Origin of the sequence: Streptomyces sp. NPDC017943, assembly GCF_044328425.1 — a bacterium.
Classification (GTDB): Bacteria; Actinomycetota; Actinomycetes; order Streptomycetales; family Streptomycetaceae; genus Streptomyces; species Streptomyces djakartensis_A.
The window spans coordinates 186,697-210,704 of record NZ_JBIRHH010000010.1; the positions used below are offsets into that span (position 1 = coordinate 186,697).

Here is a 24,008-nt window from a genome sequence, read left to right on the forward strand (position 1 = left end):
ATTCCGCTCAGCGCGCCACGTAGGACTTGGACCAGTCGAACTCGACGAGTTCCTGGACACCCATCCGCTCGATCAGGGTGTGCAGTCCCGTGTAGTCGCGGACCAGCCGGCTGCGGCTCTGCTCGGCCCGGCAGTCGTGCAGCATCTCGTGACCGCCCTCGACGCCGACCAGGTCCATGATGCGGTGCCAGGTGGTGTAGTCGGTGGCCACGAAGGCCTCCAGCCCCTCGAAGAGCATGTCGCGGAAGTAGCGCTGCTTCTTCTCGTCGAGCCGGTCGTGGACGACCTCGGCGAGCACGGCGGAGATCGAGGCGTGGCAGTACTCGTCGCGGTTGTGCAGTCTGGCGGTGCTGCTGTTGATCGGCTGGATGTCCGGGTCGTCGGCGAGCAGGTCCAGGTAGGCGTTGATGGAGATCTCCGACACCGTCGCGAACGCGAGGGTGGTCAGGGACTGCTGCCAGCGCTCGTCCGCGGTGTCGCGCAGGCGCTGGTGCTCGCGTGCCGTGTGGGAGATCGGCAGGTGGTGGTCGGGCATCGCCCAGCCGCGCTTGCGCCGGGTGACGGCGCTGGCGTTGAGGTGCATCAGCGTGTGGTACTGCTCGTCGACCATCGCCTGGGCCAGCGAGATGTTGAGCGCCTCGTCCTGGAGCTCGGGGTACTCGCCCTCCATGACCAGCGCGAAGGCGGGGTTGGCCACCTTCTGCTCGGCCATGATGGTGTGCCGGTTGTAGGCGATCCAGGCCCAGCTCAGCAGCTGGGTCCGCTTCTCGGGGTCGAGGGCCCGGTAGGTGGGGTGGTCGTGGAACGGCAGGATCCGCTCGGGGTAGTCGGGGCGGTCGAGCTCGAACAGGTCGTCGAGGTTCGGCTCGTCGCGCTTGACGGTGGCACGCCGGTGCCAGTTTCCGACCAGGCGGCGGATGACGGCGCTCTCGATCTGGTCGTCGGGGTCGTGGCGGGGTACGCCCTCGGGCAGTCCCCGGAGCTCTTCCGGCAGCCCGGTGGGGAACTGCTCGTCCTGAACCGGCGCGATCCGGTCGTCAGTCATGCGTGGGCCTCACGTGATCGGTTGCTGTCCCGGTGCGTGTGCCACCGGTGACGGGGTGACTGGTGACGGGTGCGCGGTGTCAGCGCTGGGCGGCGATCCAGTAGCGGGTGAGGTGGCGCCGCTTGTCCGTGTAGGCCGAACGGGCGTGCACCATGCGCTGGTTGTCCCACACCAGGACGTGGTTCTCGGGGATGAGCACCGACACGCGGTGCTCCCGGAAGAAGGCTTCGGCCTGTTCCGCGAGGTGGATGCCGAAGCTGCCGAGCGGCAGTCGCTCCGGGTCGACGGAGGCGTCGACCGGCGGGTCGTACTGGCCGGTGGTCAGCAGGTTGTAGCTGAAGCGGAGGATCTCCCGGCCGCTGTCGGTGACGTCGACGACGGGGCGGCGGACTCCTTCGGTGCCGACTCCTCCGGTGTTGTGTCCGACCCACTCGACGTGGCGCTCGTACAGGGCGGCCCGGTCGCGGTCGGGCAGCGAGGCGACGAACTGCCGCATGTCGGCGAGTTCGGTGTGACCGCTGCCGCAGGTGGCCTGGACCCGGCAGTGCAGGGCCAGGTAGGTGGGCGGCGGGTTCCAGCCCGGTGCTTCGGTGTGCACCAGGATCGTGTTGACGCTCTTCGAGTAGCGGCGCTCCTCGAAACCCGGAGCGGCCTTCACCTGGTAGCGCAGCGAGCCGTCGTACTGCGGAATCAGGTCACCGAAGGCGCCGACGGCGGCAGCCGCCTCCTCGTCCGTGCCGATCCCCTCGAGCAGCGTGTACCCCTGCTCTGCAAGTTCCCGGGTGTGCACATCAAGGGCCGTAGACATGTAGGACTCCCCCATCCTTGATCGAAACGGGTCGGCCGACGACCGGTCGAGACCAATCGGTCGGCGTACCCGGAGTGATCATCCGTGAGCGGTGGGTGGAGCCGCAACGGGCCACATTGTGAGATGACTCACGGAACCAAATGTACGTGCCACGTTTCTCGTCGCTGGGCGTTCCCGCAGGTGAATGGAAGTCAAACAGGCGTATGCGGACCCGAGTTGATATCTCCCGACCGGGGCATTGCGTCCGGTTGGCGTGCACCGCACGACGAATATCGGCATCCGTCCCGCAACGCCCCGGGCGGCTCCCGCGCCGCCCCAACCGCGTCGTCGCGGAGCCGGGCCGCGGTGCCCCGGGTCGCCCGGCGCCCCACCGGTCCGCACATGAGCGTCTGCAAAGAGACCGAGGCCGTAGCCGGTCGTCGCCGTCGCGGACGGTGAGCCGACCATCCGGATTCGGTCACCGATTCGCAACAGATGCCGCCGGGCGGCGTCGAACGAGGTGGGGGTGGCTGAATATGAGTCCTCAAGCTGACGCGGCTACGCAGTGGTCGCCGCCACCGCATCGGGGGACACATCGTGATGACCGCAGGCCGCTCCAGACCGATCGCGCTCCGGACGCTCACCCTGGCCGCCTGCGTGGCCGGCGTCGTGACGCTCACCGGCTGCTCTCCCGACGCGCCGGCGTCGGGCGGCAAGGCGACGCCGGCCGCCACGGCCTCGCCGGCGGGGAGCAAGCAGGCCACCGCCGGGGCCTCGCCCTCGCAGGCCGCCGGGAAGGCCTCGCCCGCCGCGGGCGGCAAGTCCACCACTCCCCCGGCGCCGGCGGGTACACCCGCGACCCCCGCGTCCCCCGGCGCGAAGGCGTCCTCCGGCGCCGGGGGTGAGGACGACGGCTGCGACCACAAGATGCCGATCTCGCCGGACGAGATCGCCGTGTACCGCTACACACCGGAGGGCGGGTCCCTGAGCCTGATCTTCCGGCACGGCAACTGGGGTTGCGGCACGCCGGACTCGGACGGCGCACCGTTCGAGACGGTCGGCAAGGAGACCTACCTGCCCATGGACCAGGCCGCCTACGTCACCGTCACCGACCCCATCGTCGCGAGCACCGAGAACCAGCCCATCGGCGTGCAGGAGTTCCTCGACTGGCTGGAGGCGCACCCCGACAGCGGCTTGGTGTTCCGGTACCACCTCGGCGAGGACGGGGCCATCGACCGGCTGGAGCAGGTCTTCACACCCTGAACGGATTCCTCGGGGCACCCCGGCCGGCGTCGGCGGGGCACCGGGATCGGCGGTCCCGCGGGGCCGCCGGTCAGTCCCGTTCCGTCGTCGGGATCACCACCATCCGGGTCACCTTCCCGTCGTCGCCGGTCACGTCGCGCACGTGCCGGAAGCCCAGGCGCCGGCACATCGCGAGACTGGCCGCGTTGTCGGCGCCGACCATGCCGTAGGCCTCCTTCAGGCCGAGGTTGTCGGCGGCGTGACGCAGCAGTCCGCGGACCACCTCGGTGCCCAGGCCCCGGCCCCAGTAGGGGGGCGCCAGGGCGGCGATCAGTTCGTGTCCGTCGACGTTGCCCGTCTTCTTCACCTCAGCGTGCCCGATGAACGTCTCCGACTCCCAGATCCCCCACACGTCGAACATCCGCTTGGGGTAGACGTCGGTGAGGATGGCGCGGAACAGCGTGCGGATGTCCGCCTCGGGCACGCGGTCCTGGCCCATCCAGCGGCAGACCTCCTCGTCGCGCAGCAGCTCCACGAAGTGGTCCTCGTCCTCGGGTCGGTAGGGGCGGAAGGTGAGTCGTTCGGTGTGCAGGACCGGTGTCATGAGGGCTCCTCGGGAGTTGCGGGCCGGGCGGGCGGGGCCGGGCCGGGGCGTGTCGTCGCAGGGCGCGCCCCGGCCCGGTCCCGCGCTGGTGCGTCAGGCTTCGGCGTTCTCCATGCGCTCCCGCAGACTGCGCGGGCGCATGTCGGTCCAGACCTCGTCGACGTAGGCGGAGCACTCGGCCTCGGTGCCCTCCTTGCCGACGGGCTGCCAGCCGGCGGGCACCTCGACGTCGACGGGCCACAGCGAGTACTGGTCCTCGTCGTTGCGCAGCACCTGGTAGCGGGTGTTCTCGTCCATGTCTGTCGGTCTCGCTCTCTGGGTCCGGTACGGGTGGGTGGTGCGGTCGGGAACGGGTCGGTCCCGGGGTGCCGGCGGTGGGGCACGGCCCACGGGGCGGGGGGTCACCGGCGCTCGCGGGCGTGGTGGGCGATGTGGCGCAGCGCCCGGGCGAAGTCCTCGGCGACCCGGCGCACGGTGTCGGTGGCGTGCAGGGCGGGCCGGTGGTGCCAGGTGAAGGACAGCCGGCCGCGCTGGACGGCGCCGACGATCTCCAGCGGGTGGGAGCCGCTGTCGCGCGGGTCGTGGTGGCGGCCGAACGAGCCGTGTTCGGCGCGGACCAGGCCGTCCCCGGGGTTCTCGGGGCGGGAGTCCCACTGTCCGAGGTAGTTGAAGACGACCTGTCCGTGGGCGGCGCGTCCCAGGCGCTCGCGCACCTCGGGCGGGCCGAAGGTGCGCAGGGCGCCGAAGCCGAGGCCGTTGCCGGGCACGGCGCGCAGCTGGCGGCGTACGGACTTCACCAGGGTGCGCCAGTCGCGGTCGGGGCCGAGGTCGGCGGGCTCGGGGACCTGGAGGGCGACGGGGTGGACGGTGGTGAACCAGCCGACCGTCCGGGTCAGGTCGACGTCGTCGAGGACGTCCTCGCGGCCGTGTCCCTCCAGGTCCAGGCGGACGTCCTCGTGGCCGGTCCAGCGGGCCAGGGCGAGGGCGAGGGCGGCGAGCAGCACGTCGTTGACGCGGGTGCGGTAGGCGGTCGGTGCGGCCCGCAGCAGCGCCTCGGTGTCCGCCTCGTCCAGTTCGACGGTGAGCGTGTCGACGGTGCCGGTGTCCGCGCCCTCCGGTGTCTCGGACGGGAGCGGCTCGGTGTCCACGGCGCGTTCCCAGTAGGGCAGTTCGTGGTCGAGGGCGCCGGAGGCGACGTGTGCGGCGAGGCCGCGGGCCCAGTCGCGGAAGGAGGTGCTGCGTTCGCCGAGTGCCACGGGTCCGCCCTGGACCGCCTGCCGGTAGGCGGCCTCCAGGTCGTCGCGCAGGATGCGCCAGGAGACGGCGTCCACGACCAGGTGGTGACCGACCAGGAGGAGGAAGTCCGGCCGGTCGGCGGCGCCGGTGAACAGGGCCGCACGGAGCAGTGGGCCGCGCGCGAGGTCGAATCCGGTGTGCAGGGCGTCGGCGGCCTTCTCCATCGCCGCGTCGGCGTCGGCGGAGGTGCGTCCGCCGAGGTCGTGACGGATGAGGAGCCCGCCGCGGTCGGTGTCGGCCGGCGGCGGGTTGAACTGGCGCCAGCCTTCCTGGCCGGCGGTGAAGCGCATGCGCAGGGCGTCGTGGTGGTCGAGCAGGGCGTTCAGTGACGTCTCCAGCGCGGTGGCGTCCACGCCGGGGGCGAGTTCCACCAGCAGGGACTGGTTGAAGTGGGCGTGGCTGGCGCGCGGGCTGCTCAGGAACCAGTCCTGGATGGGGGTGAGCGGCACCTCCCCGCTCACCGCTTCGTCCCCGGCGTGCAGGGGCGCGGCGGTGACCACGCCGGCCAGTTCGGCGAGGGTCTGGTGGGTGAAGAGGTCACGGGTCGTCAGGTGCAGCCCGTCGCGCCGCAGCCGGGAGACGACCTGCATGCTGAGGACGGAGTCGCCGCCGAGGTGGAAGAAGTTGTCGTGCGCCCCGACGTCGGCCACGCCGAGGACGTCGGCCCAGATGCGGGCGATGCGGCGTTCGGTGTCGGTGCGCGGCGGCGTGTGCGGTCCGCCTGCGGTGTGCGCGGGCCCGGGTTCCGGCAGCGCGCCCCGGTCGGTCTTGCCGTTCGGGGTGAGCGGCAGCCGGTCCAGCGGCACGAACGCCGAGGGGATCATGTACGCCGGGAGCAGTCCGGCGAGGTGGTCGCGCAGCTCGGGCACCGGCAGGGTGTCCGGGCTGCCGTCGGCGGGGACGAGGTAGGCGACCAGCCGCGCTCCGGAGCGGCCGTCCGGGTCGCTGCCGCCGGCGCGGACGGTGACCACCGCGTCGCGCACCAGCGGGCTGCCGCGCAGCGCGCTCTCGATCTCGCCGGGTTCGATGCGGAAGCCGCGCAGTTTGAGCTGGGCGTCGGCGCGTCCGGCGAAGCGCAGGTCGCCGTTCGCGTCCCAGCGGGCGCGGTCACCCGTGCGGTACATGCGCTCGCCGGGGGCGCCGAACGGGTCGGCGACGAAGCGGGACGCGGTCAGGCCGGGCCGGTGGAGGTAGCCGCGGGCCAGGCCGGGTCCGGACACGTAGAGGTCGCCGGTGACGCCGGGCGGGACGGGGCGCAGGGCGGCGTCGAGGACGTGGACGCGGGTGGCGGCGGCCGGGCGCCCGATGGGCGGGGCGCCCGCGCCCGGGGTGAGCGGGCCGGTCCAGGTGGCGACGACGGTGGCCTCGGTCGGGCCGTACGAGTTGATCATCCGCCGGCCGGGGGCCCATCGTTCGACGAGGTGGGCGGGGCAGGCCTCGGCGCCGACGATGAGGGTGCGCAGGTGCGGCAGGGTGTCGGCGGCCTGCGGGTCGACCGTCGCGAGGGCGGCCGGCGGGATGAGGGTGTGGCTGACGCGCCGCCCCGCGAGGGTCTCGGCGAGGCGTTCGCCGACGAGGGGGCCCTCCTCCCCGGTGAGCAGGGTGGCTCCGCTGAGCAGGGACACGCACAGTTCCAGCACCGAGGCGTCGAAGCTGGGTGAGGCGAACTGCAGGACCCGGTCGCCGGGGCCCGCGTCGTAGCGGTCGGCGGCCCCCGCGGCGAAGGCGGCGAGGCCGCGGTGCGTCACCGTGACGCCCTTCGGCGTCCCGGTGGAGCCGGACGTGTAGATCACGTATGCCGGGTGGTCGACGGTCAGCGGGGAGGTGCGGTCGGCGTCCGTGGGCGCGGTGTCCGGGCCGCCGGCGTCCCACACGGCGGCCGGGTCGTCCAGGACAAGCCGGGCGCCGGCGTCGCGGAGCATGAACTCCCGGCGCTGCTGCGGGTAGTCGGGGTCGACGGGCAGGAAGGCGCCGCCGGTCTTGGTGACGGCGAGCTGCGCCACGACCGTCTCCGCGCTGCGGGGCAGGGCCAGCGCCACGATCCGCTCGGGTCCCACGCCCCGGGCGATGAGGTGATGGGCCAGCCGGTTGGCGGCGCGTTCGACGTGCGCGTACGTCAGCTCCCGGCCGTCGGCGTCGGCCAGGGCGACGGCGTCGGGGGTGTGGGCGGCCTGTCGTTCGAACAGCTCGGGCAGGGTGGCCGCCGGGATCGGCCGGGCGGTGGCGCGGCCCTGGTCGAGCACTGCTTTGAGGGTCTCGTCGGTGGCGAGGGGCAGGGCGCCCAGGGGCCGGTCGGGGTTCTCGGCGACGGCGGTCAGCAGGGTGCCGAGCTGGTCGGCCATGCGCTCGACGGTGGCCGTGTCGAACAGATCGGTGTTGTAGGTGAGGACGCCGTGCAGTTCGCCGGTGCCGGTCTCGGCGAACTCCAGGGTGAGGTCGAACGCGGCGTGCCGCAGCTCGCTGTCGACGTCGGTGACCTCCAGGCCGGGCAGGTCGAGGGCGGCGGCCGGGGCGTTCTGGAGGACGACCATGACCTGGAACAGCGGGGTGCGACTGGTGTCGCGGACCGGCTGGACCTCGTCCACGACCTGCTCGAACTGCGCCTCCTGGTGGGCGAAGGCGTCCAGGACGGTGCCGCGGACCTCGTCGAGGAACTCGGGGAACGGGCGGTCGGGCCTGACGCGCGAGCGCAGCACGAGCGTGTTCACGAAGAACCCGACGAGGTGCTGGACCTCGGCGCGGTCGCGGCCGGAGGTGACCGTGCCGACGGTGATGTCCTCACCGCCGGTCAGCCGGGCCAGGTAGGCCTGGGCGGCGGCGACGAGGGTGGTGAACAGGGTCGCCTGCCGGTCGCGGCCCACCCTGGCGAGGCGGCGGGTCGTCTCGCGGGGCAGGGAGAGCCGTACGGAGGCGCCGTGGTGGGTGCGCACGGCCGGACGGGGCCGGTCGGTGGGCAGGTCCAGCGTCTCCAGCCCGGCCAGGTGCTCCTTCCAGTACGTGAGGTTCTCGTCCGTGCCGCGTCCGCGCTGCCAGTGCGCGTAGTCGGCGTACTGCACCGGCAGCGGCGGCAACACGCCTGTCTGCGCGCCCAGTTCGGTGCGGTAGAAGTGCGCGAGGTCGCCCGTGAGCACACCGGTGGACCAGCCGTCGGTGACGATGTGGTGCAGGGTCAGCGTCAGGACGTGCTCGTCGTCCGCGAGCCTGATCAGGCCCGTGTGCAGGAGCGGGCCGCGCCGCAGGTCGAAGGTGCGGGCGCGTTCGGCGTCCAGCAGCTCCGCGAGCAGGGCGTCGCGTTCGCCGCCCGTGAGCTGCGAGAGGTCGTGCAGGGTCAGCGGCACGTCCCCGGCCGGGTGGACGATCTGCACGCCGTGGCCGTCGACCGCGTCGAAGGTGGTGCGCAGCGCCTCGTGCCGCTCGACCAGGGAGTGCAGCGCCGCGGTGAGGGCGGGCACGTCGAGCCGGCCGCGCAGCCGCAGGGCCAGCGCGGTGACGTACTCGCCGGATCCCGGCGCGAACTCCTCCAGGAACCACAGGCGTTGCTGGGCGTACGACATCGGGGCGGGCGTGTCCCGGGTGACCGGGCGGATCGCGACGGGGGCGGAGTCGGCGGGGCGGTCCTCGGTGAGCAGGGCGGCGAGGGCCTCGGGGGTCGGGTGGGTGAACACCGCGCGCGGGGACAGTTCGGTGCCGAACGCCTCGGCCAGGCGGACGGCCAGCCGGATGCTGAGGATGGAGTCACCGCCCAGCTGGAAGAAGTCGTCCCGCACGCCGGGGCGCGGCACGGACAGGACGTCGGCGAAGATCTCCACCGTGCGGCGCTCCGCGTCGGTGCGCGGCTCGGCCCGCTCGCCTTGCGACGCGCCGCTCACGGGTTCCGGCGCGGGCAGGGCCGCCCGGTCGACCTTGCCGTTGCGGCTGAGCGGCAGCGCGGGCAGGACGACGAACGCCGACGGCACGAGGTAGTCCGGCAGGGAGCTTCGTGCGAACTCACGCAGGGCGGTGAGGTCTTCGGTGCCCACCACGTAGGCGACCAGGCGGCGGCTGCCGGGCCGGTCCTCGCGGGCCAGCACCGTCACGTCGGTGACGCCGGGGTGTCCCGCGAGGACCGCCTCGACCTCCCCCGGCTCGACGCGGAAGCCGCGGATCTTCACCTGGTCGTCGGCGCGGCCGAGGAACTCGACGGTGCCGTCGGGGCGGCGGCGGACCAGGTCGCCGGTGCGGTACATGCGGCTGCCGGCCGGGCCGGCCGGGTCGGCGAGGAAGCGGGCCGCGGTGTCCCCGGGGCGGCTGAGGTAGCCGCGGGCGACGCCCTCGCCGGCGAGGTACAGCTCGCCCGGGCAGCCCGGTGGCACGGGCCGCAGCCGGCCGTCGAGGACGTGCACGCGCATCTCGTCGAGCGGGTGGCCGATGGGCACGGTGTCCGGGACGGCGGCCGCGTCGGTGAGGGCGAACGACGTGGCGAACGTCGTCGTCTCGGTGGGGCCGTAGCCGTCCACGACGGTCAGGCCCGGGCAGGCGGCCAGGACGCGGCGGACGGCCGCGGCGGGCACGACGTCGCCGCCGGTCCAGACCTGGCGCAGGCCGGTGAAGCAGTCCGGCGCGTCCTGCGCGAGGAGCCGGAACAGGCCGGCGGTCAGCCACAGCGCGCTCAGGCCGGTGTCGCGGACCAGCTGCCGCAGCAGCGCGGCGTCCAGCGGCCGCGTGGGAGCGACGACGACGCACCCGCCGGTGAGCAGCGGCGCCCACACCTCGAAGGTGGCGGCGTCGAAGGCCACCGGGGAGTGCAGCAGCACCCGGTCGCACACGCCGCCGGTGAAGCGGCCGTCGGTGGCGAGGGCGGCCACGTCGCGGTGGCGTACGGCGACCGCCTTCGGCTCGCCGGTCGACCCGGAGGTGAACATCACGTAGGCGAGCCGGTCGGGGTCCGCGGGTGCGGCGGGGGGCGCGTCCGGCACGGGGGTGCGCGCGGCGGTGACGTCGTCGGCGGACAACCGGACCGTCGCGCCCGCGCGTTCGATGAGCGTGCGGCGCCGGTCCTCGGGGGCGCGGGCGTCCACAGGCACGTAGGCGCCGCCCGCCTTCAGGACGGCGAGCTGGGCGACGACGAGGGCGGCGCAGCGGTCCATCAGCAGGGCCACCCGGTCCTCGGCGCGCAGTCCGCCTGCGAGGAGGCGGGAGGCCACCGCGTCGGACCAGTCGTCGAGTTGACGGTACGTCAGGTGGATGTCGCCGTCCCGCAGCGCGGTTGCCTCCGGTGTGCGGCGGGCCTGCTCGGCGAACAGGGCGACGGGGCTGCTGGGTTCGGCCCGGCGGGCGGCGGTGTTCCACCGGTCCAGCAGGGCGCGGTCGTCCTCGGTCAGCGCCTCCAGGCCGGTCGCATCCGTGTCGCTCTCCAGGGCGTCGGCGAGGGCGCGCAGGACGACCGTGAGGCGGTCCGCGAGGCGTTCGGCGGTCCCCGTGTCGAACAGGCCGTCGTCGTAGGCGAGGTCGAGGCCGAGGCGGTCGCCGAGGTGGGCGCGCAGGCACAGCGGGAAGGTGGGCGCGTCCTCGGCGCGCACCTCCTCGACCTGGACGCCCGTGCGGGCGGTGGCGGACTCGTCGACGGGGTAGTTCTCGAACACCACCATGCTGTCGAACAGCGCCTCGCCGGCCGGGACTTCGCTCAGCGCCTGGATGCGGGGCAGGGCGAGGTGGTCGAAGCGCCGGGTGTCGCTCTGGTGCTCCTGCACCGCGCGCAGCCAGGACGCCGCTCCCCCGCCCGTGACTCGGACGCGGGTGGGCACGGTGTTGATGAACATGCCGATCATCGACTCCACGCCGGGCAGTTCGGCCGGGCGCCCGGAGACGGTGGTGCCGAACACGACGTCGTCGCGTCCGCTGTGGCGGGCCAGGAGCAGCGCCCAGGCGCCCTCGATGACGGTGTTCACCGTGAGTCCGGCCCGGGCGGCGCCCTGCCGCAGCCGCGCCGAGAGGTCCTCGTCCAGTCGCCGGCTGGTGAGGGCGGCGGCGCGGGCGCGGTGCTCCTCGGCCGGCGTGCGGTCGTAGGGCAACGGGGTGCGGGCGGTGAACCCGGCGAGGGTGTCGGTCCAGTGGGTCTCGGCGGCGGCCTCGTCCTGGTCGTGCAGCCAGCGCAGGAAGTCGGCGAACGGGCGCCTGACCGGTGCGGGGGCCGTCCGGCCGCCGGCGAGGGCGGCGTAGCGCTCGCACACCTCGGTGAGGAGCTGGCCGGTGCTCCAGCCGTCCAGGATCAGGTGGTGGGAGGACCACAGCAGCAGGACCTCGTCGCCGGGCAGTGCGGCCAGGGTGATGCGGGTGAGGGGTGCGGTGGTCAGGTCCATGCCGGTGGCGCGGTCGGCGGCCAGCAGGTCCTCGGTGGCCGTCGCGCGCTCCTCGGGCGTGAGCCGGCGCCAGTCCAGGTGGGTGACGGGCAGCTCCACGTGGCGGTGCACGACCTGCACGGGGTGCGGCAGGCCCTGCCAGTGGACGCTGGTGCGCAGGGCCTCGGTGCGATCGGCGACCTGCTGCCAGGCGGCGGCGAAGCGCCGCGGGTCACTCACGCCGGACAGGCGGACGGCCACGCGGTCGGAGTAGGCGCCCGCCGTGTCCACCAGGCCGTGGAAGAGCATGCCGGCCTGCAACGGGGTGAGCGGCAGGACGTCGGCCACGTGCCGGCCGTCGCCCACGAGGCGGTCCAGCTCCGGCTGGCCGAGTCCGGCCAGCGGGAAGTCGGACGGAGTGCGGCCGCCCGCGTCGGGGCGGGCGCAGTGGGCCGCTATCTCGCGCAGCGCCGCGCACATCTCCTCGGCGAGGGTGCGGACGGTGGCCTCGTCGTAGACGGCCGGCGAGTAGGTCCAGCCGAGTTCGAGCCGGCCGTCCTGCACCACGCCGGTGATGTCCAGCAGGTAGGGCCGGGGGGCGTCCGGGTCGGTGTCGGAGCCGGCCGGGGGCAGGGCGGCGGCGTACAGGCCGCTGCCGCCCGCGTCGGCGTCCCACTGGCCGTGGTAGTTGAAGCCGATCCGCGGCGCCGGGGCGCCGGCCAGCGGGCTGTCGGGCAGCAGGTGGCGCAGGGCGCCGTGGCTCAGGCCGCGCAGGGGCACGGCGCGCAGCTGCTCCTTGACCGAGCGGAGGGTGTCGTGCCAGCCGGCGTCTGCGGCGACGGTCAGCGCGAGCGGGAACTCGGCGGTGAACCAGCCGACCGTCCGGGACAGGTCCAGGTCGTCGAAGAGGTCCTCGCGGCCGTGGCCCTCCACGCCGACCAGCACGCTGTCACGCCCGCACCAGCGGGCCAGGGTGCGGCCGAGGGCGCTGAGCAGGACGTCGTTGACCTGGGTGCGGTAGACCTCGGGCACCTGCCGCAGCAGGGCCTCGGTGGTCTCCGGCTCCAGTTCCACGGTGACGGTGGCGGCGGTGCCATGCGTGTTGGGGCCGGAGCGGCCCGCGGGCAGCTCGGCGGGGGTCTCGGCGGTGCGCCGCCAGTGGGCGAGGTCGCCGTCCAGGGCGCCGGAGCGGGTGTGGGCCTCCAGCCGCGCCGCCCAGCGGCCGTAGGCGGTGGTGGCCGGCGGCAGCTCGACGGGCTGTCCGGCGGCGGCCTGCCGGTGGGCGGTCTCCAGGTCGGCCAGGAGGATCCGCCAGGAGACGCCGTCGACGGTCAAGTGGTGCACGACGAACAGGAGTTGGGCTGCGGCGTGCGGACCTCGGTCGAGGAGGAGGACGCGCGCCGTCCGGCCCTCGGTGGGGTCGAGGGTGGCGCGGGCCTCGTCCGCGAGGCGGGCCGCCTCGGTCTCCAGGGCGGGGCCGTCGAGGCCGGTCACGTCGTGCAGGGTGACGGTGCCGTCCGGGACGCCGGGCAGGACCTCCTGGCGCCAGCCGTCCTCAGTGCGGCGGAAGCGGGTGCGCAGCGCGGGGTGGTGACCCACGACGGCGTCCACGGCGGTGCGCAGGGCGGACAGGTCGGTGCCGGGGGCGAGTTGGAGGCGCTGGGACATGGTGAACCGCAGCGGGTCGCCGGGGGCGCGGCCGTCGAGGTACCAGCGCTGGATGGGGGTGAGCGGTGCCTCGGCGGGGGCGGTGGCGTCGGTGGTGACGGGCGCGGACTCGGTGACGCGCAGGGCGAGTTCGGCGACGGTCTGGTGGCGGAAGACGTCCTTGGTGGTCAGCGCGAGACCGGCCTGGCGGGCCCGGGAGACGATCTGGATGCTGAGGATCGAGTCGCCGCCGAGCGCGAAGAAGTTGTCGCGCGCGCCGACCCGTTCGACGCGCAGGACGTCGGCCCAGATCGTGGCCAGCGTCTGTTCAGTGCCCGGGCGGGGCGCCACGTAGCCGGCGGTGGTGTCGGGCTGCGCGGGCGGGGCGGGCAGGGCACGGCGGTCGGTCTTGCCGCTGGTGGTGCGCGGGATCCGGGTCAGCGGCACGAACGCCGCCGGGACCATGTGGTCCGGCAGGGTGCGGCGGAGGGCGAGGCGCAGTTCGTCGGCGGCCGGGGCGGTGTCCCCGGTGGGCACGAGGTAGGCCACGAGCATCCGGCGGCCCGCGTGCTCGCGTGCCGTGACGACGGCGTCGGCGACGCCCGGGTGGGCGAGCAGCGCGGCCTCGATCTCGCCGGGTTCGATGCGGAATCCGCGGATCTTGATCTGTTCGTCGGCGCGGCCCAGGAACTCCAGCAGTCCCCGGGCGTCGCGGCGGGCGCGGTCACCGGTGCGGTACATCCGCTCCCCCGGCGCGCCGAACGGGTCGGCGAGGAACCGCGCGGCGGTCAGGCCGGGGCGGTTCAGATAGCCGCGGGCGACCTGGGCGCCGGCGAGGTACAGCTCGCCGGGCGTGCCGGGCGGCACCGGGCGCAGGGCGCCGTCGAGGACGTAGGCGCGCAGATTGGCGCCGGGCCGTCCGATGACCGGCCGGTCGGGGCGGTCGGTGACGCGGCCGTAGGTGGCGTCGACGGTGCACTCGGTGGGGCCGTACATGTTGTAGGCGGTGACCCCGAGTTCGGCATCGGCGCACAGCTCGCGCCAGGTGTCGGGGCCGGTCGCCTCGCCGCCGACGAGCAGGACGCGGGGGTGGTGGCGGCCGGGGGCCAGCAGGCCCGCTGCGAGGAGTTCGCGCAGGAAGGACGGGGTGACGTTGACCAGGTCCAGGTTCCGCTCGGCGATCTGCGCGCAGAACGCCTCGGGGTCCAGGCGCACGTCCTCGTCGACGAGGTGCACCTCCTGGCCGAGGGCGAGCAGCAGCGGGCCCTCCCAGGAGGTGTCGAAGGAGAACGAGGCGCTGAGCGCGGCGCGCAGCCGCCGCCCGTCCGCGGTGTGCGGGGCGACGAGCCCCTCGCGGTGGTCGTGGCAGAGGTTGACCAGGTGGCGGTGTTCCACGACGACGCCCTTGGGGCGGCCGGTGGAGCCGGAGGTGTAGATCATGTACGCGGCGTGCTGCGGGAGCAGGGGGGCCGGGCGGTCGCGGTCGGTGGGGTCGTGGGCGGGCAGCCGGTCCCACGGGGTGGCGCGCAGCGCGTCGGCGGTGAGCACGACGCGCGGGGCGGCGTCCTCGAGGAGCCCAGCGGCGCGTTCGGCGGGCAGGTCGGGGTCGAGGTGGAGCAGGGTGGCGCCGGACTTGGCGACGGCGAGGACCGCGACCATCAGCTCGGAGGTGCGCGGCAGCCGGACGGCGACGACCCGCTCGGGTCCGGCGCCCAGGGCCAGCAGGTGGTGGGCGAGCCGGTTCGCGCGGTCGTTGAGGGCGGCGAAGTCGAGGGTGGCGTCGCGGGCGACCAGCGCGGTGGCGTGCGGGGTGCGGGCCGCCTGGGCCTCGAACAGGGCGGGGAAGGTGGTGTCCGGGACGGTGAGGCGGTTTCCCTGCCCGTCGTGCAGCACCCGCTGTCGTTCGTCGGCGGTCATCAGGTCCAGCGCCCGTACGTCGCGGTCCGGTTCCCGCACCGCCGCCTCCAGCAGCAGGCGCAGGCGGGCGGCCAGGCCGCGGACGGTGTCCTCGTCGAACAGGCCGGTGTCGTACTCCAGGTGGCCGGTGAGGCCGTCGTCGCCCTCGACGAAGTCGAAGGCCAGGTCGAAGGTGGCGTGCCGGACCGGCGGCAGGAGCGGCTCGGCGTCCAAGCCGGGCAGTTCGGGCGCCTCGGCGCCCAGGTTGTGCAGGGCGACCATGACCTGGAACAGGGGGGTGCGGCTGGTGTCGCGTTCGGGCCGGAGGGCGTCCACCAGCCGTTCGAAGGGCACGTCCTGGTGGGCGAAGGCGTCCAGGACGGTGCCGCGCACCTGCTCGAGCAGCGTGCGGAACGACGTGCCGGGCCGGACCTCGTTGCGCAGGACCAGGGTGTTGACGAACATGCCGACGACGTCGTGCAGTTCGGGGCGCTCGCGGCCCGCGGTGACGGTGCCGAGGGCGAAGTCGTCCTGGTCGGCCCAGCGGGACAGCAGGACCGTGCAGCCGGCGAGGAGGGTCATGTAGAGGGTGGCGTCGGCTTCCCGGCCCCGCTCGCGCAGGCGGTCGGTCAGCTCGACGGGCAGCGTGAAGGTCACGAGGGCGCCGTCGCGGCTGCGGACGGCGGGACGCGGCCGGTCGGTCGGCAGCTCCAGCGGCGGTACGCCGGCCAGTCGCTCGCGCCAGTGGGCGAGTTGCCGCTCGACCTGGTCGGTGCGGGCGCGCTGCCAGGTGGCGTGGTCGGCGTAGCGCACGGGCAGGCCGGGGAGTTCGGGGTCGCGGCCCTCGTGGGCGGCCGCGTACAGCTCGCCGAGATCCCGGCCGAGGACACCGCGGGACCAGCCGTCGGTGACGATGTGGTGCACGGCGAGGGCCAGGACGCGCTCGTCGTCCGCGATGCGGGCCAGGCGGGCGCGCAGCAGCGGCCCGGCCGCCAGGTCGAACGGCGTGGCGGCCTCATGCTCCAGCACTGCCTCCAGCGCGGCCTGCGGATCGGAGGCTGCGCTGAGGTCGTCCACGGTCAGGGCGGCCGGGTGGGGCGGGTGCACCACCTGCCGGGGCTGCCCGTCGTGCTCGACGAAGGTGGTGCGCAGGGACTCGTGGCGGGCGACGAGGCCGTCCAGGGCGGTGCGCAGGGCCGGCTCGTCGAGCGGGCCGCGCAGGCGCAGCACGGACAGCGTCGTGTACTCGGTGCTGCCGGGCTCGAACCGGTCGAGGAACCACAGGCGTTGCTGGGCGTACGACAGCGGCGCCGGGGTCTCGGGGGCGGTCGCGGGGATCGCGTCGGCGGGCGCGGCGGAGGTGTCTCCCGCGGGGTCGCCGAGTTCGGCGGCGAGCGCGGCCACGGTGCTGTGGGTGAACAGCACGCGCGGGGACACGTCGGGGCCGAACGCGGCGCGCAGCCGGGCGGTGACGCGGACGGCGAGGATGGAGTCGCCGCCGAGCGCGAAGAAGTCGTCCCCGGCGGACACCTCCTGGACCCCGAGGACGTCCGACCAGGCCGCGGCGACGGCCCGCTCGGCGGGGGTGCGCGGTGCGGTCCGGTCGGTGTCGGCGGCGTAGCCGTCCGCCGTCGGGGCGGGCAGGGCGCGGCGGTCGAGCTTGCCGTTGACGGTGAGCGGGAGAGCGTCCATCGGGACGTAGGCGGCGGGCACCATGTGGGCGGGCAGCAGCCGCTCCAGGTGGGCGCGCAGCTCGGTCGCCGGGGGTGTCGCGCCGCCGGTGCCGACGACGTGGGCCACCAGGCGGCGGGTGCCGGAGGTGTCCTCGAACACACCGACGGCGGTGTCGGCGACACCGGGATGGGCGTGCAGGGCGGCCTCGATCTCGCCGGGCTCGATGCGGTAGCCGCGGATCTTCACCTGGGCGTCCGCGCGGCCCAGGTACTCCAGGGTGCCGTCGGGCCGCCACTTCGCGCGGTCACCGGTGCGGTACATGCGGCTGCCGGCCGGGCCGAACGGGTCGGCGAGGAACCGGGTGGCGGTCAGGCCGGGGCGGCCCAGGTAGCCACGGGCCAGGCCCTCCCCCGCGACGTACAGCTCGCCCGTCGCACCCGGCGGCAGGGGGGCCAGGTCCGCGTCGAGCACGTAGACCCGCAGGTCGGGTATCGCGACGCCGATGGGGCTGGCGGGGCCGTGCGCGGCGGTGGCGGGGTCCAGCGGGGCGTGGGTGACGTGCACGGTGGTCTCGGTGATGCCGTACATGTTGACCAGGCGGGGGGTGTCGGCCGGGTGGCGGGCCCACCAGTCGGTGAGCCGGCCGACGTCGAGGGCCTCACCGCCGAAGACCACCGTGCGCAGGGCGAGGCGGGCACCGGTGTCCGGGTGTTCGGCGTCGGCGCGCACCAGTGGGTAGAACGCGGACGGCGTCTGGTTGAGGACGGTGACCCCTTCGTCGGCCAGCAGCCGCAGGAAGTCCTCCGGGGAGCGGGCGGTCTCGTCGGGCACGACGACGAGCCGGCCGCCGTGCAGCAGCGGGCCCCACAGCTCCCACACGGAGAAGTCGAACGCGTAGGAGTGGAACAGGGTCCACACGTCGTCCGGGCCGAAGTCGAACCACGGGCGGGTGCCGGTGAAGAGCCGCACCACGTTGGCGTGCGGGATCACGACGCCCTTGGGGCGGCCGGTGGAGCCGGAGGTGTAGATGGCGTAGGCGGGGCTCTCCGGCAGGGGGCGGTGGACCGGTTCGGGTCCGGTGGCCGGGCGCCGGGCGAGCCCGGCCACCTCGTCCGGGGCGTCGAGCAGGACGACGGGCACACCGGTGCCGTCGACGCGGGCCGCGGTGCCGGTGGTGGTCACCAGGGTGACGGGGGCGGCGTCGGCCAGGAGGTGGGCGATGCGTTCGGCGGGCGAGTTCGGGTCGATCGGCAGGTAGGCGGCGCCGGTCTTCAGCACGGCCAGGACCGCGACGACCTGGTCGGTGGAGCGGGGCAGGGCGAGGGCGACGAACCGCTCGGGGCCGACGCCGAGTTCGGCGAGCCGGTGGGCGAGGCGGCCGGCGCGGGCGTCGAGGGTCGCGTAGTCCAGGTGCTCGGCCCCGCACGTGACGGCGACGGCGCCGGGGGTGCGGGCGGCCTGTGCCTCGAACAGGTCCACCAGGGTCTCGGCGGGGCGGCCGGAGGCGGTGCCGTTCCAGTCGGTGAGGATCCGATGCCGTTCCTCGGCGGTCGTCCAGGCCAGGGTGCGCAGCGGCTTGTCGGTGCCGTCGGCGAGCCCGGTCAGGAGCAGGCAGAGCCGGCCGGCGAGGGCGCGGACGGTGGCCGCGTCGAACAGGTCCGGGTCGTAGGCGAGGTCGAAGCCGAGGCGTTCGCCGTGGTAGGCGCGCAGGACGAGGGGGTAGTTGGTGGCGTCGCGGGAGGTCACCTCGGCCAGGCGGATCCCGGCCGTGCGGGCCTCGTCGAAGGGGTAGTTCTCGAAGGCGACCATGCTGTGGAAGAGCGGGCTGCCGGACGGCACGTCGCTCAGCTGCGTCAGCTCGGCGAGCGAGGCGGCCGCGAACCGTCTCGACTCGGCCTGTACGTCCTGGAGTTCGCGCAGCCAGGCCCCGGCGGGGCGGGCGGGGTCGACGCGGACGCGGGTGGGCACGGTGTTGATGAACATGCCGACCATCGACTCGACGCCGGGCAGGTCGTCGGGCCGTCCGGAGACGGTGGTGCCGAACAGCACGTCGTCCTGGGCGGCGTAGCGGGACAGCAGCAGCGCCCAGGCGCCCTGGACGACCGTGTTGAGGGTGAGTCCCGCCTCGCGGGCGGTGCGCGCGAGGCAGGCCGACGCCTGCGCGTCCAGGCCGGCCGTGTGCAGGGCGGCGGAGCGGGCCTGGTGGGCCTCGCGCAGGGGGCGGTCGGCGGGCAGCGGGGTGGGTTCGGCGAACCCGGCGAGGACGTTCTGCCAGTGGGCGCGGGCCGTGTCGGGGTCCTGGTCGGCGAGCCAGCGCACGTAGTCGCCGAAGGGGCGGCGCAGCGGCGGCCGGGCCTCGGCGCCCGCGGTGAGCGCGGCGTACTCCTCGCACACCTCGGTCAGCACCTGGGCGAGGCTCCAGCCGTCCAGGATCAGGTGGTGGGAGGTCCACAGCAGGTGCAGCCGGGCGTCGGGCAGCCGGACCAGGGTCAGCCGCATCAGCGGCGCCGCGGCGAGGTCGATGCCGCGGGCCAGGTCGTCGGCGCGCAGCGCGGCCAGGCGCTCGGCGCGTTCCTCATGGTCCAGATCGCGCCAGTCGAGGTGGGTGACCGGCATCCGGACGTCGCGGTGCACGACCTGGAGGGGTACGGGGACGTCCTCCCAGACGACGCGGGTGCGCAGGGCCGGGGTGCGGTCGGTGACGCGCTGCCAGGCGACGGCGAAGGCGTGCGGGTCGGCTACGCCGTCGAGGAGCAGGCCGGCCTGGTCGACGTAGACGTCGTCGGGGCCGCCGACCAGCCGGTGGAAGAGCATGCCCTCCTGGAGCGGGGTGAGCGGCAGCACGTCCTCCACGTCGCGGCCGTCACCCACGAGGCGGTCCAGGCGTTCCTGGTCGAGGCGGGCCAGCGGGAAGTCGGACGGGGTGCGGCCGCCCGCGCCGGGCCGGGCGCAGTGCTCGGTGATCGCGGCGAGCGCGGCGGTCATGCCGTCGGCGAGCGCGCGGACGGTGGCCTCGTCGTGCACCTGGTCGCTGTAGTGCCAGGTGAGGTGGAGTTCGCCGTCGGTGACCACGGCGGACACGTCCAGCAGGTGGTCCAGGGGGGTGTCCGGGGCGATGTCGCGGCCGGGTGTCTCGCCCGCCGGGGCGAAGTCGCCGCCGTCGGCGGCCTCCCACTGGCCGTGGTAGTTGAAGCTGATCTGCGGCAGCGGCACATCCTTGAGGGCGCGCGCGGCGGGGTCGGGCGAGCCGAGGCGGGCCAGTGCCTCGTACGTCAGGCCGTGCCGGGGCACGGACCGCAGCCGCTCCTTGACCGCCTTGAGGGTGGCGCCCCAGTCGGGCGCCGTGGACGGTCCCGCGGGCGCGAGGGTGACGGGGTACTGGGCGGTGAACCAGCCCACCGTGCGGGCCAGGTCCAGCGTGTCGTCCTCGCGGCCGTGGCCTTCGAGGAGGACGGTCACCCGCTCGGCGCCCGTCCAGTCTGCGAGGACCCGGCTCAGCGCGCCGAGCAGCACGTCGTTGACCTGGGTGCGGTAGACGGCGGGCACCCGGCGCAGCAGCGCCTCGGTGGTGGCGCGGTCCACGCGGGCGTCGAGGGTGCGGACCGAACCGGCCGGCGGGGTGCCGGGGCGGTCCACGGGCAGCGGGGTGCGGGGCTCGGCGGCCTCGGCCGTCCAGTGCGGCAGGTCGGCGTCCAGGTCGCCGTCGCGGACCCGGCGCGCGAGGTGCGCGGCCCAGTCGGTGAACGGTGTGGCGACGGGCTCCAGCCGGATCGTCTCTCCCCCGGCGGCCTGCCGGTAGGCGGCGGCGAGGTCGGCGAGGAGGATCCGCCAGGAGACGCTGTCCACGGCCAAGTGGTGCGCGGCGACGAAGAGTTGCGGCCGCTCGCCGGAGTGGGTGAACAGGGCGGCGCGCAGCAGGGCGCCGGTCTCGGGGTCGAGTGCGGCGCGGGCGGACCCGGCGGCCCGTTCGCGCTCCGCCGCCGGGTCGGCGGCGTCGGAGAGGTCGTGGTGGGTGAGCAGACCGGTGGCCGGGCCCTCGCCGGGGTGCTGCCGCCAGCTGTCGCCCGAGCGGGCGAACCGGGTGCGCAGCGCCGGGTGGTGGGCGGCGAGTGCCTCCAGGGCGCGCTCCAGCGCCGGGGTGTCGAGGTCGTGCGGCAGGTCCAGCAGCATCGACATGCTGAAGTGCTTGAGCGGGCCGTGGGTGGCGAAGAACCACTCCTGGACCGGGGTGAGCGGCGCCGGGCCCTCCTCGGCGGGGCGCCGGGGCGCGGGCACCTGCGCGGTGCGCACCGACGCGGCGGCGGCGAGGTCGGCGACGGTCTGGTGGCGGAAGACGTCCCGCGAGGTCAGGTGCAGCCCGGCCGCGCGGGCGCGGGAGACCGCCTGGATGCTGAGGATGGAGTCGCCGCCCAGCTCGAAGAAGTTGTCCGTGACGCCCACCCGGCGCGCGCCCAGCACCTCGGTCCAGATGCGCGCGAGGGTCTCCTCCTCGGGGGTGCGCGGGGCGACGAACTCCCGCTCCTGCTCGGCGCCTTCGAAGTCGGGTGCGGGCAGGGCGCGCCGGTCGACCTTGCCGCTGACGGTCATCGGCAGGGCGTCGAGCACGGTGAAGGAGGACGGCACCATGTGGTCGGGCAGCGTCCGCCTCAGGGCCGTCCGCACCTCGCCCGGGACGGGCCTGGCCTCGGGGTCCGCGGGGACGAGATAGGCGGCGAGCCGGACGTGGCCGTGCGGGTCGCTGACGGCGACGACCGCGGCGGCGGCGGTCCCGGGCAGGTCGGTCAGGGCCGCCTCGACCTCGCCGGGTTCGATGCGGTGGCCGCGCACCTTGACCTGGTCGTCGGCGCGCCCCAGGTAGTCCAGGCGCCCGTCGGCGCCCCAGCGGGCCAGGTCGCCGGTGCGGTACATGCGGGTGCCGGGCGGGCCGAACGGGTCGGGCAGGAAGCGCGCGGCGGTCAGTCCGGGACGGCCGCTGTAGCCGCGGGCCAGTTGCACACCGGCCAGGTACAGCTCGCCGCCGACGCCGGGCGGGACGGGCCGCAGCCGCTCGTCGAGGACGTAGGCGCGCACGTTGGGCAGCGGCCGGCCCACGGTCGGCCGGCCGTCGCCGGTGATCCGGCAGGCCAGCGCGTCGACGGTGCACTCGGTGGGGCCGTAGAAGTTGTACGCGGCCACGTCGCGCCGGGCCGCCAGCTCCCGCCACAGGGCGGGGCCGACGGCCTCGCCGCCGAGCATGAGGACGCGCGGGTGGTGGCGCGGGTCGGTGAGCAGCCCGGCGGGAAGCAGCTGGCGCAGGTAGGTGGGGGTGAGGTCGAGGAAGTCGATGCGGTGCTCGACGACGTACTCGACCAGGGCGGCGGCGTCCAGCCGGGTCGTCTCGTCGACCAGGTGCAGCGGATGGCCGTCGGCCATCAGCAGCACGCCCTCCAGGGAGGTGTCGAAGGAGAACGAGGCCGTGAGCGCCACCCGCAGGGGTCCGCCGCCCGCCTCGGCGACGAAGCCCTCGCGGTGCCCCGCGAGGAGGTTCGCCGCGGACCGGTGTGTCACGGTCACGCCCTTGGGGCGGCCGGTGGAGCCGGAGGTGTAGATGACGTAGGCGGTGGTGTCGGGGTGCGGGGGCGGCAACGGGGCGTCGGCGATGGCGTCTTGAGCGTCGTACGCCTCCCGCAGCGCGGTCTCGTCGAGGACGAGCGCGGGGCGCGCGTCGTCGAGGAGGAACCGCACCCGGTCCTCGGGCAGCGCCGGGTCCAGCGGCAGGTAGCCGGCGCCGGCCTTCCAGACGGCGAGGATCGCCACGATCATGTCGGCGGTGCGCGGCAGCCGGAGGGCGACCAGGCGCTCCGGACCTGCTCCCCGCGACACGAGGTGACGGGCCAGGCGGTCGGCGCGCGCGTCGAGCGTCGCGTGGTCGAGGCGTATGTCACCGGCGACGAGAGCGAGGGCGTCCGGGGTGCGCGCCGCCTGCCGGGCGAACAGCTCGGGCAGGGTCTCCTCGGGGACCGTGAGCGCGGTGGCGTTCCAGTCGTGGGTCACCTGCCGTTCCTGCTCGGGCGAGAGCAGGGGCAGGGCGCCGAGCGGACGGTCGGGGTCGGCGGCGGCGCCGTCGAGCGTGCGCAGCAGCTGGTCCGCCATGCGGGCGGCCGTAGCGGCGTCGAAGAGGTCGGTGCGGTACTCCAGCAGGCCGGTCAGCCCGTCGCCGTCGGGCACGAACTCCACGCTCAGGTCGAAGGTGGCGGCCCGCCGGGGCAGGGCGACCGGGGAGGCGGCCAGGCCGTGCGGGTCGGGCGCGGTGGGCGGTTCCGGGTGCAGCAGGACCATCACGTCGAACAGGGGGTTGCGGCCCGCCTCTCGGGTCGCCCCGACGGCCTCGACCAGCCGCTCGAACGGCGTGTCGCCGTGCGCGAAGGCGTCGTTGACGGTGTCCGCGGCGGCGGTGAGCAGCTCCCGGAAGGTGCCGCCGGTCTCGACGCGGGTGCGCAGCGCGACGGTGTTGACGAAGAACCCGACGGCCCGTTCCAGGTCGGTGCGGCCGCGCCCCGGGGTGAGCGAGCCGACGGTGATGTCGTCCTGCCCGGACCAGCGGGCCAGCAGGGTCTGGCAGGCGGCGACCAGGGCGGTGAACAGGGTGGTGTGCCGGTCGGCCGCGAGCTGCCTGAGCCGGGCGGTGGTGGCGGCGGGGACGGTGAAGGTGTGCACGGCGCCCGCGCCGGACTCCTCGCCGCGGCGGGGCCGGTCCAGCGGCAGTTCGGACGCGACCGCCCCGGACAGGTGCTCCTTCCAGTACGTCAGGTGCCGTTCCAGCCGGGCGCCGGACAGCTGCTCGCGCTGCCAGACGGCGAAGTCCGGATACTGCGTGGCGACCGGAGCCAGGGCCGGGCTCGCGCCCCGGGCGAGGGCGTCGTAGGCGGTGATCAGCTCGTCGAGCACGACGCCCATGGACCAACCGTCGATGACGATGTGATGGGCCGTCAGCAACAGGATGTGCGCGCCGGGTGCCTCCCGCAGGAGCAGGGCGCGCAGCAGCGGCCCGGCCTCCAGGTCGAAGGGCCGCTCGTACTCGGCGAGCAGGGCCGTCTCCAGGCCGGCGCCGGCCTCTTCGGAGAGGTCGTGCACGGGCAGCGGGAGCGGCCCGGCGGGGTGCACGGTCTGCGCGGGTGTGCCGTCGTGCTCCTCGAACGTGGTGCGCAGCGCCTCGTGCCGCGCCACCACGTGCTCCAGCGCGGCGGCCAGGGCGGTGTGGTCGAGGGCGCCGGTCAGGCGCAGCGCGACGGCGCTGTTGTAGCGCGGGTCGCCGGGGCGCAGCCGGTCCAGGAACCACAGGCGCTGCTGGGCGAAGGACAGCGGCAGCGGGCGGGTGCGGTCGGCGCGCGGGATGGCCTGCCGGGCGGCGCCGGGGGTGCCCGGGGCGGTCCGTCCGGCCAGCCGGCGGCGGAGTGCTTCCTGGAGGTCCTGCGGCAGGGCCTCGGCACGGTTTCGCTTCGAAGACGTCATGGTCGTCCG

Annotated in this window: 6 protein-coding genes; 1 reads left to right on the forward strand and 5 read right to left on the reverse strand. The window is 74.9% G+C overall.

Annotated elements, in window-relative coordinates; translation table 11 throughout:
* Positions 1-7 precede the first annotated feature (7 nt).
* Both ACH4C6_RS29395 and ACH4C6_RS29400 read right to left on the reverse strand, forming a co-directional pair.
* Complete coding sequence (locus tag ACH4C6_RS29395; RefSeq protein WP_398111654.1) at positions 8-1,045, reverse strand: diiron oxygenase; 1,038 nt, start codon at positions 1,043-1,045, stop codon at positions 8-10.
* A gap of 79 nt (positions 1,046-1,124) precedes the next feature.
* Positions 1,125-1,853, reverse strand: a complete 729-nt coding sequence (locus ACH4C6_RS29400; RefSeq protein WP_398111655.1) for a TauD/TfdA family dioxygenase — start codon at positions 1,851-1,853, stop codon at positions 1,125-1,127.
* A 579-nt stretch (positions 1,854-2,432) separates the two neighbouring features.
* Here ACH4C6_RS29400 and ACH4C6_RS29405 point away from each other — a divergent pair.
* Entirely contained in the window at positions 2,433-3,095 is a 663-nt protein-coding gene (locus tag ACH4C6_RS29405) for a hypothetical protein (RefSeq protein ID WP_398111656.1), read from the forward strand.
* A gap of 70 nt (positions 3,096-3,165) precedes the next feature.
* Here ACH4C6_RS29405 and ACH4C6_RS29410 read toward each other — a convergent pair whose 3' ends face one another.
* The 3 genes from ACH4C6_RS29410 to ACH4C6_RS29420 form a co-directional block, all read right to left on the reverse strand.
* A complete protein-coding gene (locus ACH4C6_RS29410; RefSeq protein ID WP_398111657.1) occupies positions 3,166-3,678 on the reverse strand; it encodes a GNAT family N-acetyltransferase in 513 nt (170 codons plus the stop codon).
* Between the two features lie 93 nt (positions 3,679-3,771).
* On the reverse strand, positions 3,772-3,975 hold the full coding sequence (locus tag ACH4C6_RS29415; protein WP_055606248.1) for an MbtH family NRPS accessory protein: 204 nt from the start codon (positions 3,973-3,975) through the stop codon (positions 3,772-3,774).
* A gap of 104 nt (positions 3,976-4,079) precedes the next feature.
* Positions 4,080-23,999, reverse strand: a complete 19,920-nt coding sequence (locus ACH4C6_RS29420; RefSeq protein ID WP_398111658.1) for a non-ribosomal peptide synthase/polyketide synthase — start codon at positions 23,997-23,999, stop codon at positions 4,080-4,082.
* Positions 24,000-24,008: the final 9 nt, after the last annotated feature.